The sequence below is a fragment of the Actinomycetota bacterium genome, assembly GCA_036280995.1.
Taxonomy (GTDB): Bacteria; Actinomycetota; CALGFH01; order CALGFH01; family CALGFH01; genus CALGFH01.
Map to the genome: position 1 here is coordinate 15,327 of DASUPQ010000851.1, position 15,787 is coordinate 31,113.

Annotated in this window: 14 protein-coding genes; 7 read left to right on the top strand and 7 right to left on the bottom strand. The window is 74.5% G+C overall.

All coding sequences use genetic code 11. From position 1 onward, the window contains the following. Positions 1-1,806, top strand: coding sequence for a beta-L-arabinofuranosidase domain-containing protein (locus tag VF468_28520; protein ID HEX5882230.1), 1,806 nt, complete (start codon positions 1-3; stop codon positions 1,804-1,806). A 3-nt stretch (positions 1,807-1,809) separates the two neighbouring features. Here the strand turns inward: VF468_28520 and VF468_28525 are convergent, their stop codons facing one another. Next, the gene (locus VF468_28525; GenBank protein ID HEX5882231.1) at positions 1,810-2,829 is read right to left on the bottom strand and encodes a LacI family DNA-binding transcriptional regulator; all 1,020 of its coding nucleotides are present in this window, start codon (positions 2,827-2,829) and stop codon (positions 1,810-1,812) included. 167 nt (positions 2,830-2,996) lie between these two features. On the opposite strand from VF468_28525, the gene VF468_28530 reads away from it, so the two are divergent. Next, positions 2,997-4,373, top strand: a complete 1,377-nt coding sequence (locus VF468_28530; protein HEX5882232.1) for an aldehyde dehydrogenase family protein — start codon at positions 2,997-2,999, stop codon at positions 4,371-4,373. Positions 4,374-4,376: 3 nt separating this feature from the next. Next, positions 4,377-5,258, top strand: a complete 882-nt coding sequence (locus tag VF468_28535; GenBank protein HEX5882233.1) for a fumarylacetoacetate hydrolase family protein — start codon at positions 4,377-4,379, stop codon at positions 5,256-5,258. Here VF468_28535 and VF468_28540 read toward each other — a convergent pair. From VF468_28540 to VF468_28565, 6 genes are read right to left on the bottom strand one after another with little or no spacing between them, the layout of a single operon-like run. Next, the gene (locus tag VF468_28540) at positions 5,230-6,252 is read right to left on the bottom strand and encodes an alcohol dehydrogenase catalytic domain-containing protein (protein ID HEX5882234.1); all 1,023 of its coding nucleotides are present in this window, start codon (positions 6,250-6,252) and stop codon (positions 5,230-5,232) included. The genes VF468_28535 and VF468_28540 overlap by 29 nt on opposite strands. Beyond that, positions 6,252-7,067 (bottom strand): ATP-binding cassette domain-containing protein, encoded by an 816-nt coding sequence (locus VF468_28545; GenBank protein HEX5882235.1) that lies wholly within the window; start codon positions 7,065-7,067, stop codon positions 6,252-6,254. The genes VF468_28540 and VF468_28545 overlap by 1 nt, the downstream gene beginning before the upstream one ends. Then, positions 7,064-8,101 carry an ABC transporter permease gene (locus tag VF468_28550; protein ID HEX5882236.1) on the bottom strand — a complete coding sequence of 346 codons (1,038 nt, stop codon included), beginning with the start codon at positions 8,099-8,101 and terminating at the stop codon, positions 7,064-7,066. The genes VF468_28545 and VF468_28550 overlap by 4 nt, the downstream gene beginning before the upstream one ends. A 12-nt stretch (positions 8,102-8,113) precedes the next feature. Beyond that, entirely contained in the window at positions 8,114-9,256 is a 1,143-nt protein-coding gene (locus VF468_28555) for a sugar ABC transporter substrate-binding protein (GenBank protein ID HEX5882237.1), read from the bottom strand. Between the two features lie 31 nt (positions 9,257-9,287). Next, a complete protein-coding gene (locus tag VF468_28560; GenBank protein HEX5882238.1) occupies positions 9,288-10,487 on the bottom strand; it encodes an aldose epimerase family protein in 1,200 nt (399 codons plus the stop codon). Between the two features lie 36 nt (positions 10,488-10,523). After that, entirely contained in the window at positions 10,524-11,681 is a 1,158-nt protein-coding gene (locus VF468_28565; protein ID HEX5882239.1) for a Gfo/Idh/MocA family oxidoreductase, read from the bottom strand. 150 nt (positions 11,682-11,831) lie between these two features. On the opposite strand from VF468_28565, the gene VF468_28570 reads away from it, so the two are divergent. Genes VF468_28570 through VF468_28585 form a run of 4 tightly spaced genes read left to right on the top strand, consistent with a single transcriptional unit; the run spans position 11,832 to position 15,665 of the window. Beyond that, positions 11,832-13,079: an ROK family transcriptional regulator gene (locus VF468_28570; GenBank protein ID HEX5882240.1), complete on the top strand. Its 1,248-nt coding sequence runs from the start codon at positions 11,832-11,834 to the stop codon at positions 13,077-13,079. Between the two features lie 32 nt (positions 13,080-13,111). Then, positions 13,112-14,008, top strand: coding sequence for a U32 family peptidase (locus tag VF468_28575; protein HEX5882241.1), 897 nt, complete (start codon positions 13,112-13,114; stop codon positions 14,006-14,008). Continuing rightward, a complete protein-coding gene (locus tag VF468_28580; protein HEX5882242.1) occupies positions 14,005-14,406 on the top strand; it encodes a DUF1992 domain-containing protein in 402 nt (133 codons plus the stop codon). The genes VF468_28575 and VF468_28580 overlap by 4 nt, the downstream gene beginning before the upstream one ends. 14 nt (positions 14,407-14,420) lie before the next feature. Continuing rightward, positions 14,421-15,665, top strand: a complete 1,245-nt coding sequence (locus VF468_28585; GenBank protein HEX5882243.1) for an amidohydrolase family protein — start codon at positions 14,421-14,423, stop codon at positions 15,663-15,665. The last annotated feature ends 122 nt before the right edge of the window (positions 15,666-15,787 follow it).

Consider the following 15,787-nt stretch of genomic DNA (forward strand, 5'->3'; position numbering starts at 1 on the left):
ATGGCCGGTCCGGCGCGGGTCACGATCCTGGACGGCTTGATGGCCGAGCGCCAGCGGGTCAACCGCCAGCGCACCATCCCGCACGGCTTCGACCAGCTGGAGCGCTCCGGGACCCTGGACAACCTGCGCTTGGCCGCCGGTGCGGACGGGCGCTACCGGGCGCTGGCCGACACCTCGGGCGCCACCTTCCCCTTCCTGGACTCCGACGTCTACAAGTGGCTGGAGGCGGTGGGCTGGGAGCTGGGCCGGGCCGCCGACCCCGGCCTGGCCGCGGCCGCCGACCAGGCCATCGGCCTGGTGGCGGCCGCCCAGCGCCCCGACGGCTACCTCAACAGCTACGTCCAGGTCGTCGGCGACGGGACGCCCCACCGCGACCTCGCCTGGGGCCATGAGCTCTACTGCGTCGGGCACCTGATCCAGGCGGCGGTCGCCTGGCACCGCGAGCTCGGCGACGACCGGCTCCTGGAGGTCGCGATCCGGGCCGCCGACCGGATCGACAAGGAGCTCGGGCCGGGCGGGCGCGACGGGGTCGACGGCCACCCCGGCATCGAGATGGCGCTGGTCGAGCTGACCCGGGTCACGGGCGACCGGCGCTACCTGACGCTGGCCGCCCGCCAGCTCGGCCTCCGGGGCCGGGGGCTGCTCGGCCAGGGGCGCTTCGGCGCCGCCTACTGGCAGGACCACCAGCCGGTCCGGGAGGCCGCGACCGTCGCCGGGCACGCCGTCCGCCAGCTCTACCTCGACTGCGGCGCCGTTGACGTGGCCGTCGAGCTGGAGGACCAGGTCCTGCTCGACGCCGTGCGGCGCCGCTGGCAGGACCTGGTCGCGACCAGGACGTACCTGACCGGCGGGATGGGCAGCCGGCACCGCGACGAGTCCTTCGGCGACCCCTTCGAGCTCCCTCCCGACCGGGCCTACGCCGAGACGTGCGCGGCCATCGCAAGCGTCATGCTCGGCTGGCGCCTGCTGCTGGCCACCGGCGAGGCCGGCTACGCCGACGCGATCGAGCGGGCCCTCTACAACGGCGTCCTGTCCGGCGTCTCCCTTGACGGCACCCGGTTCTTCTACGTCAACCCGCTGCAGCGCCGGACCCGGCGCGCCTGGGAGCCGCCCGGCCACGGCGGGCGCGCCCCCTGGTATCCGTGCGCCTGCTGCCCGCCCAACCTGATGCGGCTGCTCAGCTCCTGGGAGCGGTACGTGGCCGACGCCGACGCCGGCGGCGTGCGGCTGCACCAGCACGCCACCGCGGACGTCCGGGCGGAGGTGGCGGGCGGACCGGTGCGGCTGTCGGTCCGCACCGGCTACCCCTGGGAGGGCCGGGTCGCGGTCGAGGTCGCGGAGACACCGGACCGGCCCTGGACCCTGTCCCTGCGGGTGCCGGGGTGGTGCCGCTCGGCCACCCTCGCCGCCCCCGGCCGCGAGGGGCCGGTGGCGGCCGGCGCGGCCGAGGTGACCCGGCGCTGGGCGGCCGGGGACCGGGTCGTGCTCGACCTCGACCTGCCGGTCCGGATCACCGAGCCCCACCCGCGGGTCGACGCCGTGCGCGGCTGTGTCGCCGTCGAGCGCGGCCCGCTCGTCTACTGCCTCGAGGCGGCCGACGCGCCGCCCGGGACCGAGCTGGAGGAGCTGCGCTGGGACCCGGGGCGGGCCCCGGCCACGGTCCCCCGCCCGGACGTCGGCCCCGGCGGGGTCGGGGTCACCGTGCCGGTGGCCGGCCGCGGGGCGGCCCTGTCGGCCGGCGCGGTCCCCTACTTCGCCTGGGCCAACCGGGGGGCCGGGGCGATGCGGGTCTGGATCCCCCGCTGACCGTCAGCCGGCGCCGGCCGGCGGCGGGGCGGTCGAGTCGCGCACGATCAGGGTCGGCTTGAAGACCTCCAGGCTGGGCCCGCGCGGGATCTCCGGGTCGCGGGCCAGGGCGATCGCAAGGGCCACGGCGTGGCTGACGATCTCCGGGATCGGCATGCGCAGGGTGGTCAGGGCGGGCACGGTGTGGCTGGCGATCAGGATGTCGTCGTAGCCCACCACCGACAGCCGACCGGGCACGGAGGCGCCGAGGCTGTGGGCGGCGTGCAGGACGCCCACGGCGACCAGGTCGGTGGAGGTGGCCACGGCCGTCGGCGGCTCGGGCAGCTCCAGCAGGCGCCGCAGGGCGGCGTCGCCCCCGGCCAGGGTGTTCGGGCACCGCTCTAGGTAGCCCGGCGGGACCCCGCCGAAGCGGTCGGCCATCCAGTCGGCGTAGGTGTCCTCCCGCACCCGGTAGTCGACCGGCAGCTCGGCGCTGAGGAAGGCGATCCGCCGGTGCCCGAGGGACTCCAGGTGCTCGAGCCCGGCCCGGATGCCGGCCCGGTCGTCGGTGTCGGCCGTGGGGAACTCGAGCGGGCTGGTCCCCTGCCAGAGGCCGACCACGGGCACGCTCGAGCTGCGCAGGTCGGCCAGCAGCCGCGGCTGGACCTGCATGTCGCCGAGCAGGACGATGGCGTCGGTGTGCCGGGTCTCCAGCACCGAGGTCAGCGAGACGGCCTCGTCGAGGCGGCCGTCGACGTGGCCGAGGACCACGTTGTAGCCGTGGGCCATCGACTCGACCACCAGGGCCTCGACCGCCCCGGCGAAGAACGGGTCGCTGAAGTCCCTGACCACGGCGCCGATCAGGTTGGTCGAGGCCCCCCGCAGCCCCCGGGCCAGGGGGTTGGGCCGGTAGCCGAGCCGCCGCGCCGCCTGGAGCACCCGCTCGCGGGTCTCGGGGGCGATCGGCACGCTCGTCGGGGCGCCGCTCAGCACCCGGGAGACGGTGCTCTGCGACACCGAGGCCGCGGCCGCGATGTCACGCATCGTCGCCGGAGGCGACCCGGGGTGGTGCTTGCGGGGCGACATCCCCGCCAGGCTAGCATGAATACGATTGCACTCCGGTGGAGCTGGGCGGGTGTCGCCGCCACGCCGGGCGGGCACATCGCTAGGGTGGCGGGACCGAACCCACGGACGCGATGGAGGCGAGGCCGGTGGTGCTGCAGAGTCGCTCCCCCCAGCGACCCGGCGACCTGGTGGTCGAGGTCGAGGAGGCCGGCGCGGAGGCCGTCGCCGGGGCGGTCGAACGGGCCCGGGCGGCGGCCTCCGGGTGGGCCGGCGGGTCGGCGCTGGAGCGCTCCTCGGCCCTGGCCGCCGCCGCCGACGCCCTCGCCGAGGCGGCCGGGGAGGTCACCGACCTGATCGTCCGGGAGGTCGGCAAGCCGCTGACCGAGGCCGGCGCCGAGGTCGGCCGCGGGGTCGGGATCCTGCGCTACTACGCCCAGCAGGCCCTCGACCCGGACGGCGAGACCTACCCGGGACCGAGCCCGGCCGGGCTGCTGCTGGCCCGGCGGCGGCCCCGCGGGGTGGCCGGGCTGATCACCCCGTGGAACTTCCCGGTGGCCATCCCGCTGTGGAAGGCCGCCCCGGCCCTGGCCTTCGGCAACGCCGTCGTGCTCAAGCCGTCGCCCGAGGCCACCGCCACCGCCCTGCGCCTGGCCGAGCTGCTCGCCCCTGCCCTCGGAGGCGACCTGTTCCAGGTCGTGCCCGGCGGGGCCGGGACCGGCCGGGCGCTGGTGGACGGGGCCGACTGCGTCTCGTTCACCGGCTCGGTGGCCGTCGGCCGCCAGGTCGCGGTGGCCGCGACCGAGCGCGGCGTCCCCAGCCAGGCCGAGATGGGCGGCCTCAACGCCTCGATCGTGCTCCCCGACGCCGACCCCGAGCGGGCGGCGGCCGTGGTCGCCGGGGCGGCCATGGGCTACGCCGGCCAGAAGTGCACCGCCACCAGCCGGGCGATCGTGGTCGGCGACCCCGGCCCGTTCACCGAGGCGCTGGTCGCGGCCGTCGAGGGCCTGGCCGTCGGTGACCCGGCCGAGGAGGCCACGGTCGTCGGCCCGGTCATCACCGAGCAGGCCCGGCGCCGGGTCACGGACGCGGCCGCCGAGGCCAGGGCGGCCGGCGGGCGCCTGCTCACCGGCGGCGAGGCCGACGGCGCCGACGGCTGGTTCGTTCCCCCGACCCTGGTCGACGGACTGCCGCCGGACGCCCGCCTGGCCCAGGAGGAGGTGTTCGGCCCGATCGCGGTCGTGCTCGCCGTGCCCGACGAGGACGAGGCCGTGGCCGTGGCCAACGGGGTCCGCTACGGCCTGGTCGGGTCCGTGTTCACCCGCGACCTGGACCGGGCCCTTGGCCTGGCCGCCCGGCTCGACACCGGCATGATCCGGGTCAATGCCCCGACCTCGGGGGTCGACTACCTGGCCCCGTTCGGGGGCGAGAAGGACTCCAGCTACGGCCCCAGGGAGCAGGGCAAGGCGGCCCGCGACTTCTACACCTCGACCCGGACCATCACGATCCTTCCCGCGGAGGGCTGAGCGGTGGCGCTGTGGCGGGTGCTGGCGGACGGGCGGCCCCGGCTGGCCCGCGGCCCGGCGGACGGGGGGCCGGCCGAGCTGCTGGGCGCCGGGGCGACCCTCGACGACGTCCTCGGCGGCGACCCGGGCGCCCTGGAGCGGCTGCTCGACGGGCCGGGCGGGCCGGCCCCCGAGGGCCTGGCGGTGCTGGCCCCGCTGGGCGGCCAGCCGGTCTGGGCGGCCGGGGTGACCTTCCGGCGCAGCCGCGACGCCCGCCTGGAGGAGTCCCGCGGCCTGGACGCCTACGACAAGGTCTACGAGGCCGAGCGGCCCGAGCTGTTCCTCAAGGCGCTGCCGGGCACGGCCCGGGGGCCGGGCCAGCCGATCGGCGTGCGGGCCGACTCCGACTGGGACGTGCCCGAGCCCGAGCTGGCGGTGGTGGCCGACCGGCGCGGCGAGATCGTCGCCTTCACCATCGGCGACGACGTCTCCTCCCGCTCCATCGAGGGCGAGAACCCCCTGTACCTGCCCCAGGCCAAGCTGTACGCGGGCAGCTGCGCCGTCGGCCCCTGCCTGGTCCCGGTCGGCGAGGCGCCCGACCCGGCGGCCATGGAGATCACCCTGACCATCGAGCGCGACGGGGACGAGCTGTTCGCCGACCGCTGCGCCGTGGCCGACATGAAGCGGAGCCTTGCCGAGCTGGTCGACTGGCTCTGGCGCGGCCAGGACCTGCCGCTGGGCGCGGTCCTGCTCACCGGCACCTCGATCGTGCCCCCACCGGAGCTGACCCTATGGCCCGGCGACCGGGTGACGGTCGCCGTCAGTGGCCTCGGCCGGCTCGTCAACCCGGTGGAGCTGGTCGACGCCAGCCCGCTGGCTAGCCGCCGGGGCGGACCAGGATCTTGACCGCGTCCCCGCCGGGGTCGGCCAGGGCGGCGAACGCCCCGGCGGCCTCCTCGAGGCCGAAGCGGTGCGTCACCAGCGGCGCCGGGTCGAGGACCCCGGCGGCATAGAGCTCGACGACCCAGCGCCAGGCGGCCCGGGAGGCGGCGAAGCCCCCCTGGACGCGGAGCTGGCCCAGGCTGACCGTGTCCGGGTCGATGGCGGCCCGCCCGAGGCCGGAGATGCCGAGCAGGAGCGCGCTGCCGCCCCGGCGGAGCAGGGCCAGGGCGGCCGCGGCCCCGCTCGGGTGGTTGGTCGCCTCGACCACGGCGTCGAAGCGGCCGGACAGGGCGGCCGGGCCGTCGCCGGCGGCCACCACCCGGGTGGCGCCGCAGCCGGGGCCGAGGGCGGACCGGCCCGGCCGGCCGCCGCCCACCAGCACCAGCTCGGCCGGGCTGGCCGTCCTCAGCAGGAGCAGGGCGAGCAGGCCGAGGGGGCCGTCGCCGACGACCGCGACCCGCTGGCCGGGCAGGGGCATGCCCGTCTCCAGCAGCCCGCTGGCCACGCAGGCGGCCGGCTCCAGCAGGGCGGCCGCCTCCAGCGGCCGGTCGGCCGGCAGGCGGTGGACGAGGCCGGCGGGGACGACCAGCCGCTCGGCCAGGGCCCCGGGGAGGGTGAAGCCGGTCTCGGCGTAGCCGGCGCCGCAGAGGTTGGTCCGGCCCTCGGCGCAGCGGTCGCAGATCCCGCAGGACCGCAGCCCCTCGGCCACCACCGGGTCGCCCGGGGCGAGGCCGGCCACCTCCGGGCCCACGGCCGCGACCCGGCCGGCCCACTCGTGCCCGGGCACCACCGGGTAGCTGACGTAGGCGGCCGGCCGCCGGCCGTCGAGCAGCTCGACGTCGGAGCCGCAGATCCCGGCGGCGTCGACCGCCACCACCACCTCGCCCGGCCCCGGGACGGGCTCGGGCACGTCGGTGACGGCGGCCACCCCGGGCCCCTCCACCACCAGCGCGCGCACTAGGCCCGCGGCGTCGGCCGGGCGTTCTGGGAGGGGTCGGGCCGCAGCCGGGAGGTCCGGGCGGCGCGGTACTCGGCCACGACCAGGTCGGTCAGCTCCTGCACCGACGTCTGGGAGGTCGGCTTGTCGAAGGTGATCGTGCCGTGCTGGAGGAGGTTGATCCGGTCGCAGACCTCGAGGATCTGGCCGTAGTTGTGGGCGATGATGATGATCGAGACCTCGCCCCGGTCCTTGAGGTCGCGCACCAGGTCGAGGATGAGGGCGCCCTCCTTGGCCCCCATGGCGGCCAGCGGCTCGTCCAGCAGCAGGATCCTGGCGTCGCTGTAGACCGAGCGGGCGACCGCGATCGCCTGGCGCTGGCCGCCCGACAGCTTGGCCACCTCGTCCTCGACCGACGGGATGTTCACCCCCATGTCCTCCAGGTGCTCCCGGGCCAGCCGCCGCATGCGGCGATTGCTGAGCAGCGGCCAGCGCACCATCTCCCGGTTGAGGAACATGTTGTGGTAGACGCTCAGCTCGTTGACCAGGGCCAGGTCCTGGTAGACGGTGTCGATCCCGAGCGTGCGGGCATGGTCGACCGACTTGAGCACGACCTCCTCGCCGCCCACGAAGAGCTTGCCGGCGTCGGGCTGGTGGAAGCCGCAGATGATCTTGATCAGGGTCGACTTGCCGGCGCCGTTGTCGCCGATGAGACCGAGCACCTCGCCCCTGCCCAGGCGCAGGTTGACGTCGCGGAGGGCGGTGACCCCGCCGAAGCGCTTGGCCAGGTGCTCGACCCGGAGGGCCTCGCCGTTGGGAGCGTCGGAGCCCGTCACGTCCGGCCCGCCCGACGCAGCCTGGACAGGTACACGTTGGCGATCATCGAGACGACGATGGCCACGCCCAGGATCAGGAAGTACGGGTTGGCGCTGATGCCGATGAGGTTCATGCCGTCCTGCAGCTCGGCCAGGACGAGTGCGCCCAGGAAGGCCCCGATGACGGTGCCGGAGCCGCCGGCCAGGGAGGTGCCCCCGATCACCGCGGCCGAGACGGCGGTGAACATGATCCCGAAGCCGCCGCCCAGGTTGGGGTCGATGGTGTTGATGCGGAAGGCGTCCAGCATCCCGGCGAATCCGCCGAGGGTGGCCACCATCATGAAGTTGCCGATCTTGATGCGGCCGGCCCGGATCCCCGCCTCGGTGGCCCCGAGCGGGTTGCCGCCGACGGCGATCGTGTGCAGCCCCCAGCGGGTCCTGGTCAGCAGCACGTGGAAGGAGGCCACGATCAGCAGGCACCAGGTGATGTGGGCCCAGTCCGAGGCGCCGAACCAGTTCCGGATCGTCTCGGTGGCCGCCTCGGGGATCGGGGCCGGGTAGGCGTGCGAGGTCGTCAGGACGATGCCGATGACGATGTAGGCGGTGCCCAGGGTGGTCACGAACGACGGCACCCTGAAGAACACGGTGATGAAGCCGTTGATGAAGCCGATGAACGCCGAGATGGCCAGGGCCAGGACGATCGCCAGCAGGATCGGCACGCTGTAGTAGTCGGTCAGGTAGTGCATGTTGAACGGGGCCAGCGCGTACACCGCCGCCACCGACAGGTCGATCTCGCCGCTGACCAGCACCAGCACCATGCCAGCGGCGATGATCGCCGCCGGCGCGGTCGCCTGGGCGATGTTGACCAGGTTGGGCTGGGTGAGGAACGCCTCCGAGGCCGAGGCGAAGTAGACGCCGAGGGCGACCGCGACCACGAGGACGCTGGCCTCGCGCCGGCGCAGGAACGCCTCGCCGACCCGCCGCGGCAGGCTGCGGGAGGGCCGGCCGGCCGGAGCCGGCTCGACCCTCTCGGCGACGTCGACGGTGTCGCTCAACCTCTCCCTCGCCTAGCCGGCGATCGCTCCGGAACGCTCCACCACCTGCTGCTCGGTGCTGGAGCCCTCGAAGCGGGTCTTGGTCTGCAGGTAGGGGTCGACGTTGTCCTTGGTCACGAACAGCAGGCCGGTGTTGGTCTCGGACGGGAACACCAGGCCCCCGGACAGCTTGTACATGTAGAGGTATAGCACCGGCAGGAACCCCTGCAAGTACGGCTGCTGGTCGATGGTGTAGTCGAGGCTGCCGCCCTTGATCGCGTTCAGCGTCTCCGGCACCAGGTCGAACCCGCCGGCGACCTTCAGGTTCTTCTCCCGCATCGAGTACTTCTGCACCACCTGGCCGACCGACTGGGTCGAGCCGGCGTCGACCGCCAGCATGCCGGCCAGGTCCGGGTGGCCCTGGGCGTAGGCGTCGATGATCGACAGGCCCTTGGTCACGTCGGCGTTGGTGCCGACCGGGGTGAACTTGAGCGACTTGCCGGACTGCTTGATGGCGTCGGAGGCGCCGTCGATCCGGGGCTGGATGTTGAGCGCGCCCGGGGTGGCGATGAAGCCGACCACCTCGCCGGAGTCCAGGCCCGAGGCGATCGCCCGCTGGCCGAGCTGGAACCCGGAGTCGTAGAGGCCCTGGCCGATGTAGGAGAGGCGGTTGGTGCCGGGGTCGTCCACCGCGCCGTCGGCGTTGTAGGAGACGACCGGGATGCCGGCGGCCAGCGCCTGGTCGACCGGGCCCTTGAAGGCGTCCTTGTCGACCACCGCCAGCGCGATCCCGTCGGCCTTGGCCGAGATGGCGGTGTTGGTGGCGTTCACCATCTCGGCCACGATCGAGTCCTTGGACCCCGTCCACTGGAACTCGCAGTTGAGCAGGGCGCAGGCGTCCTGGGCGCCGTACTGGGTGGGCGTGAAGAACGGGTTGGTGGTGACGTGGTTGACGAACACGAACTTCCACTTCGGGGTCGAGGGGAAGTCGCCGGGCGTCGCGGCCGCGGCGTCGCCGCTCTGGTTGTCGTCGTTGCCGGTACAGGCGGCCAGCAGCGCCGAGGCGGCCAGCGACGCGCTGGTCAGGCCGACGCCACCCAGCAGCCGGCGCCGGGTGACGCGGTTCAGCCCCAGGGTGTCGACGGCCTGCTCGACGACGGGATCGACCTTGGACATTGCAACCCTCCTCGGGCGGGTCAGGGCCCGTTCAGTCAGTGGAGAAGCGGTAGATGGTGGTGGTGTCGTACCGGTCACCCGGCCGCAGCACGGTCGACGGGAAGTTCGGGTGGTTGGGCGAGTCGGGGTAGTGCTGGGTCTCGAGGGCGAGGCCGTCGCCCTGGCGGTAGGCCCGGCCGCTGGTGCCGTACAGCGTCCCGTCAAGGAAGTTGCCGGAGTAGAACTGGATCCCGGGCTCCTCGGTGAGGACCTCCAGCACCCGCCCGCTGCGCGGGTCCTTGAGCCGCGCCGCCAGCTCCAGGCCGGAGCCGCGCCGGTCCAGCACCCAGTTGTGGTCGTAGCCGCGGCCGATGACGAGCTGCGGGTGGTTGTCGCGGATGCGCTTGCCGATCCTGGTCGAGCGGGTGAAGTCCAGCGGCGTGCCGGCGACCGGGGCGATCTCCCCGGTGGGGATCAGGGTCTCGTCGACCGGGGTGTAGCGGCTGGCCTTGAGCAGCAGCTCGTGGTCGTTGATGTCGCCCGAGCCCTCGCCGGCCAGGTTCCAGTAGGCGTGGTTGGTCAGGTTGACGATCGTCGGGGCGTCGGTGGTCGCCTGGTAGCGCATCCGTAGGTCGTTGCGGTTGTTCAGGGTGTAGGTGACGGTGGTCTTGAGGGTGCCCGGGTAGTTCTCCTCGCCGTCGGGGCTGGTGTAGGTGAAGCGCACGCCGACGAACTTGTCGCCGCGGACGACCTCGGCCTTCCACACCCGCTTGTCGAAGCCGACGTTGCCGCCGTGCAGGTGGTTGGGCGGGTTGTTGATGGCCAGCTGGTAGGTGACGCCGTCGAGGGTGAAGCGGCCCTCGTCGATGCGGTTGGCGTAGCGGCCGGTGATGCAGCCGAAGTACGGGTTGGCCGGGTTGAGGTACTCCTCGAGGGTGCTGAAGCCAAGGGTGACGTTGGCCTTGCGGCCGTGGCGGTCGGGTACCCGGAGCGACTGGATCGCGCCGCCGTAGGTGATCAGCTTCACCTCCATGCCGCGCTTGTTGGTGAGGGTGTAGCGGTGGACGACGGTGCCGTCGGGCATCGTCCCGAACCGCTCCCGGGAGACGTCGAGGTGGCCTCGCGAGCCGGCGGCGTCCGTTGCGCTCACCCCCAGGAGGCTGACGGTGGCGACGGCCAGCAGGACGGCCGCGCCGATGCGCAACGCCCGTCCCCGGACCCCGGTCCTCGCGGTTGCGGCGGTGGTGTGCATGGACCCTCCTTATCCGGTGCCCATCTCGGGCATGAGCTACTGGCGCCCGACCAGCGTCCAGCCGGCGCCCGACGCGGCGCTGCGCTGCACCGCGTCGAGCACCTCCTGCACCTGGAGCCCGTCGGCGAACGACGGCGCCGGGTCGCGGCCGTCGGCGATGTCGTGGAGCAGGTCGCGCACCTCGTGGGTGAAGGTGTGCTCGTAGCCGATCGTGTGCCCGTCCGGCCACCAGGCCCCGGCGTACGGGTGGCCGGCCCGGGTGACCTGGATGCGCCGGAACCCCTGGGTGGCCGGGTCCTCGGTGGCATCGAACAGGCGCAGCTCGTTGAGGGCGCCCAGCTCCCAGATGACGCTGCCGAGCTCGCCGTTGACCTCGACCCGGAGCCCCTCGGTGTGGCCGGTGGCGAAGCGGGTGGCCTCGAAGCTCCCGACCGCCCCGCCGGCGAAGCGGGCGATGAACAGCGCGGCGTCGTCCACGGTGACCGGCCCGCGGGCCCCGCCGCCGCCGGGCAGCGGCCGCTCGCGCACGAACGTCTCGGTCAGGGCCGAGACCCCGGCGATGCGGTCGCCGGCCAGGTGCTGGGCCAGGTCGATCGCGTGGGCGCCGAGGTCGCCGAGGGCACCCGACCCCGCGTGCTCGGCCTGGAGCCGCCAGAGCAGGGGGAACTCGGGGTCGAGGACGTGGCTGGCCAGGTAGGCGCCGCGGACGTGGCGGATGGCGCCGAGGCGGCCGGCGGCGATCAGCTCACGGGCCAGGGCGACGGCCGGCACCCGGCGGAAGTTGAAGCCGACCATCGCCCTGACGCCCGAGGCGGCGGCCCTGGACGCGGCCTCGGCCATGGCCCGCGCCTCGTCGACGCTGTTGGCCAGCGGCTTCTCGCACAGCACGTGCTTGCCGGCCTCCAGGGCCGCGATCGAGATCTCGGCGTGGCTGGACCCGGGGGTGCAGACGTCGACCAGGTCGACGTCGTCCCGCTCGACCAGCCGCTTCCAGTCGGTCTCGGTGGCCGGCCAGCCGAGCCGGTCGGCGGCGGCTGCGACCGCGCTGGCGTCCCGGCCGCAGATGGCGGCCATCCTGGGCGTGAAGGGGAGGTCGAAGAAGCGCCCGACGGTCCGCCAGGCCTGGGAGTGGGCCCGGCCCATGAAGGCGTAGCCGACCATCCCGATCCCGAGGTCACCCCGGTCTCCCACCATACGAACCCCCGACTTCCGCTTCGGGAACTTCGTAGAACCTGGAGTTTGTCCGTTCAGTGGCCAAACTAAGCTGGGCCTCCTTTCCCTGTCAATGCCTAGTCGGTAGAGTATGTCCAGGGACTGGACAAACATCCTGGGGGAGGTCTTGCCGTGAGGACGGGGCGGTCGCCGGCCAGGCAGGATGCGCTCCGTCACCACAACCTCGCCCTGGTGCTCCAGTGCATCGCGGCCAGCGAGCCGGTGTCCCGGGCCCGCATCGCCGCCACCACCAGCCTGACCAAGACGACCGTCTCCAGCCTGGTCGACGACCTGGTCGCCGCCCGCCTGGTCACCGAGCTCGGCCCCGACGCCAGGGGCGAGATCGGCCGGCCGGGGAGCGCCCTGGCCCTCAACCGGGCCGGCTTCGTCGGCGTCGGCCTCGAGATCAACGTCGACTACATCGCCGTGTGCGTGGCCAACCTGGTCGGGGAGGTCCGATATCTCAGGACCCGGGCGCGCGACAACCGGGCCCAGTCCCCCGCCAAGGTGCTGGGGCGGGCCGTGCGCATGACCCGCACGGCCATCGAGGCCGCCGAGGCGGCCGGGCTGACCGTGGCCGGGCTGGCCGTGGCCGTGCCCGGCCCGGTCGAGACCGACCGCGGGCTGCTCCGGCTGGCCCCCAACCTCGACTGGGTGGACGTGCCCGTGGCCGAGATCCTGGCCGACCGGTTCGCCACCCACCAGCTCCCGGTGGTGGCCGACAACGAGGCCAACCTGGCCGCCCTTGGCGAGCTGTGGTTCGGCGGCCACGACGAGCTGGTCGACTTCATCCACGTCTCGGGCGAGATCGGGGTCGGGGGCGGCATCGTCATCGGCGGGGAGCTGTTCCGCGGGGTCGGGGGCTTCGCCGGCGAGATCGGCCACGTCACCGTGCAGCCCGACGGCCCGCGCTGCCGCTGCGGCGCCCGCGGCTGCCTGGAGCAGGTGGCCGGCCAGGAGGCGATCCTGCGCGCGGCCGGGCTGACCGGCGCCGTCGGCACCAGCATCGGGCAGCCGGGCGGGTCCGTGGCCGAGCTGCTGGCCAGGGCCCGGGCCGGCGACCCGGACACGCTGCGGGCGGTCGAGTCGGCCGGGCGGGCCCTGGGGATGGGGCTGGCGGCCACCGTCAACGTCGTCGACCCGAGCACGGTCGTCCTCGGCGGCCTGTACGCCGCCCTTGAGCCGTGGCTGTGCAAGCCGCTGCTGGAGGAGCTGCGGGAGCGGGCCATCGCCCACCGGTGGGCGCCGGTGGTGGTGCTGGCCTCCCGCCTCGGTCCCGACGCGGCCGTGCGGGGGGCGGCCGGGGCGGTCGTCAAGCGGGTCCTGTCCGAGCCGGCCGCCTTCTCTACCATGGGGGCCCGGAGGGGAGGACCGCCATGACCACACCTGCCGCCGACCCCGACCACCGGCCCATGGCCGGGGTCCGCCGCTATCTGGCCGGGCTCGGGCTGCCCGACCGGGACCCCGGCGAGCTGCCCACTTCCGCCCGGCGGTTCCGCGACGGCGCCCAGTACCGGGTCGAGATCCCCTCGGTCGAGGGCCCGGAGCCGTTCCGGGCGGTGATCGACGCCGCCAAGGAGCGGGAGCTGCGGGTCCACCGGATCAGCCAGGGCAGCGGGATGATGCTGCTCACCGACGACGACATCCGCGAGATGGTCGCGCTCGGCCAGGAGCACGGCATCGAGGTCTGCCTGTTCGTCGGCCCCCGGGCCGCCTGGGACGTCGGCGTCCAGGCGACCGCCGCCGCCGGCCGCGTCGTCGCCGGCAGCCTGCGCGGCGCCGACCAGCTCGTCTACGGCATCGAGGACGTCCGCCGGGGCTGCCAGCTCGGCGTGCGCAGCATCCTGGTCGCCGACACCGGCCAGCTGTGGGTGCTGGGACGGATGAAGCGCTCCGGCGACCTGCCCGGCGACCTCGAGATCAAGATCTCGATCTCGCTGCCCGTCACCAACCCGGCCACGGCCCGGCTGCTGGAGGAGCTGGGCGCGACCACCCTCAACCTCCCGATCGACCTGTCCCTGGCCCAGATCGCCGCCATCCGCCAGGCCGTGGCCATCCCCCTGGACGTCTACGTCGAGGGCGCCGACGACTTCGGCGGCGCCGTCCGCTACTACGAGGCCCCCGAGCTGGTCCGGGTCGCCGCCCCCATCCACCTCAAGTTCACCGTCCGCAACGCCCCCGGCCTCTACCCCTCCGGCGAGCACCTGGCCGCCCTGGCCGTGGCGTCGGCCCGCGAGCGCGTCCGCCGGGCGGCCATCGGGATGGCCATGCTCCGGCGCCACTACCCGGGCGCCGTCGCCTCGCCGTGACCGATCGCAAGCCCCCCGGGGTCAGCTTCGGGACCTGGGTCGAACGCCGGATCCGCGAGGCCACCGAGCGCGGCGAGTTCGACAACCTCCCCGGCGCCGGCAAGCCCATCCCCGACCTGGACGAGCCCCACGACGAGCTCTGGTGGGTCAAGCGCAAGCTCCGCCGCGAGCACTTCGCCTACCTGCCCCCCACCATCGCCCTCCGCAAGGAGGCCGAGGCCGCCCTCGAGGCCGCCGCCAACGCCGCCACCGAGGGCGAGGTCCGCCAGCTCGTCGCCGCCATCAACCGCAAGATCGCCGACGGCAACCGCAAGGCCGCCTCCGGCCCCCCGCTGAACCTGACCCCCTTCGACGTGGAACGGGTCGTCCGCCGCTGGCGCGAGCGGCGGGCCCCCTGACCCAGCCGGGAGGGATGACGCTGGACGACGGGCGGATCGTGCTGCGCAACGCCGCCGTGCTCGACCCCGGGGCCGGTTCGCGGGCCGAGGGGCGGACGGTGGTGGTCGAGGGCGGCCGGGTGGCCGAGGTCGAGGCGACCGCGGCCGTCCGGGCCGGGGACGCGACCGTGCTCGACGCCCGCGGCATGACCGTCATGCCGGGACTGATCGACGCCCACGTGCACGTGTTCGCGGCCACCGCCGACCTGGGGGCGCTGGAGGAGTGGTCGCCGTCCTACGCCACCGCGCGGGCGGCCGGGATCCTGCGGGGGATGCTGGACCGCGGGTTCACGACCGTGCGCGACGTGGCCGGGGCCGACTACGGGATCGCGGCCGCGGTCGCCGAGGGGCTGCTGCCCGGGCCCCGGGTCATCTTCGGGGGCAAGGCCCTGTCCCAGACCGGGGGACACGGCGACTCCCGGGGGCCGGGCCGGGTCGTGCTCGACCAGCACCCCTGCTGCCCGACCCTCACCGTGGTCGCCGACGGCGTTCCCGAGGTCCGCCGCGCGGCCCGGGAGCAGCTGCGCCGCGGCGCCCACCACGTGAAGGTGATGCTGTCGGGCGGGGTGGCCTCCCCCACCGACCGGATCGACTCGACCCAGTACTCGATGGAGGAGCTGCGGGCGGTCGTGGAGGAGGCGCGGGCGGCCGGCCGCTACGTCACCGGGCACGCCTACACCGCCGCCGCCGTCAACCGGGGGCTGGAGGCGGGGGTCGGCTGCATCGAGCACGGCAACCTGATGGACGGGTCCTCGGTCGAGCTGTTCCAGCGGACCGGGGCCTTCTACGTGCCCACCCTGGCCACCTATGCCGCCCTGGCCGAGGAGGGACTGGAGCACGGCATGCCCGCCGACCAGCACGCCAAGGTGTTCGAGGTGCTCGACGCCGGCCTGGGGGCGCTGGAGCTGGCCCACCGGGCCGGGCTGCCGATCGCCTACGGCACCGACCTCCTGGGCGGCATGCACCGCCGCCAGCTCACCGAGTTCACCATCCGGTCCGAGGTCCAGCGGCCCGCCGACATCCTCCGGTCGGCGACCACTGTGCCCGCCCGCCTGGTCGGCCTCGAGGGCCGTGCCGGCGTGGTCGCCCCCGGCGCCTTCGCCGACCTCCTGGTGGTCGACGGCAACCCCCTGGAGCGCCTGGAGGTCCTCACCGACCCCGCCCGCCACCTCCGCCTGGTCATGGCGGCCGGCCGGGTCCACCGCAACGACCTGGCCTAGTCGAACAGGGACGGCTGGGCGTCCTGGCCGCGGCCGGAGGCGGACCAGCGGGCGGCGTGGAGGTCGACGGCGGCGCCGGAGGGGGCGAGGGGGGTGCCCTCGGAGCGGAGCAGGGCGAGCTG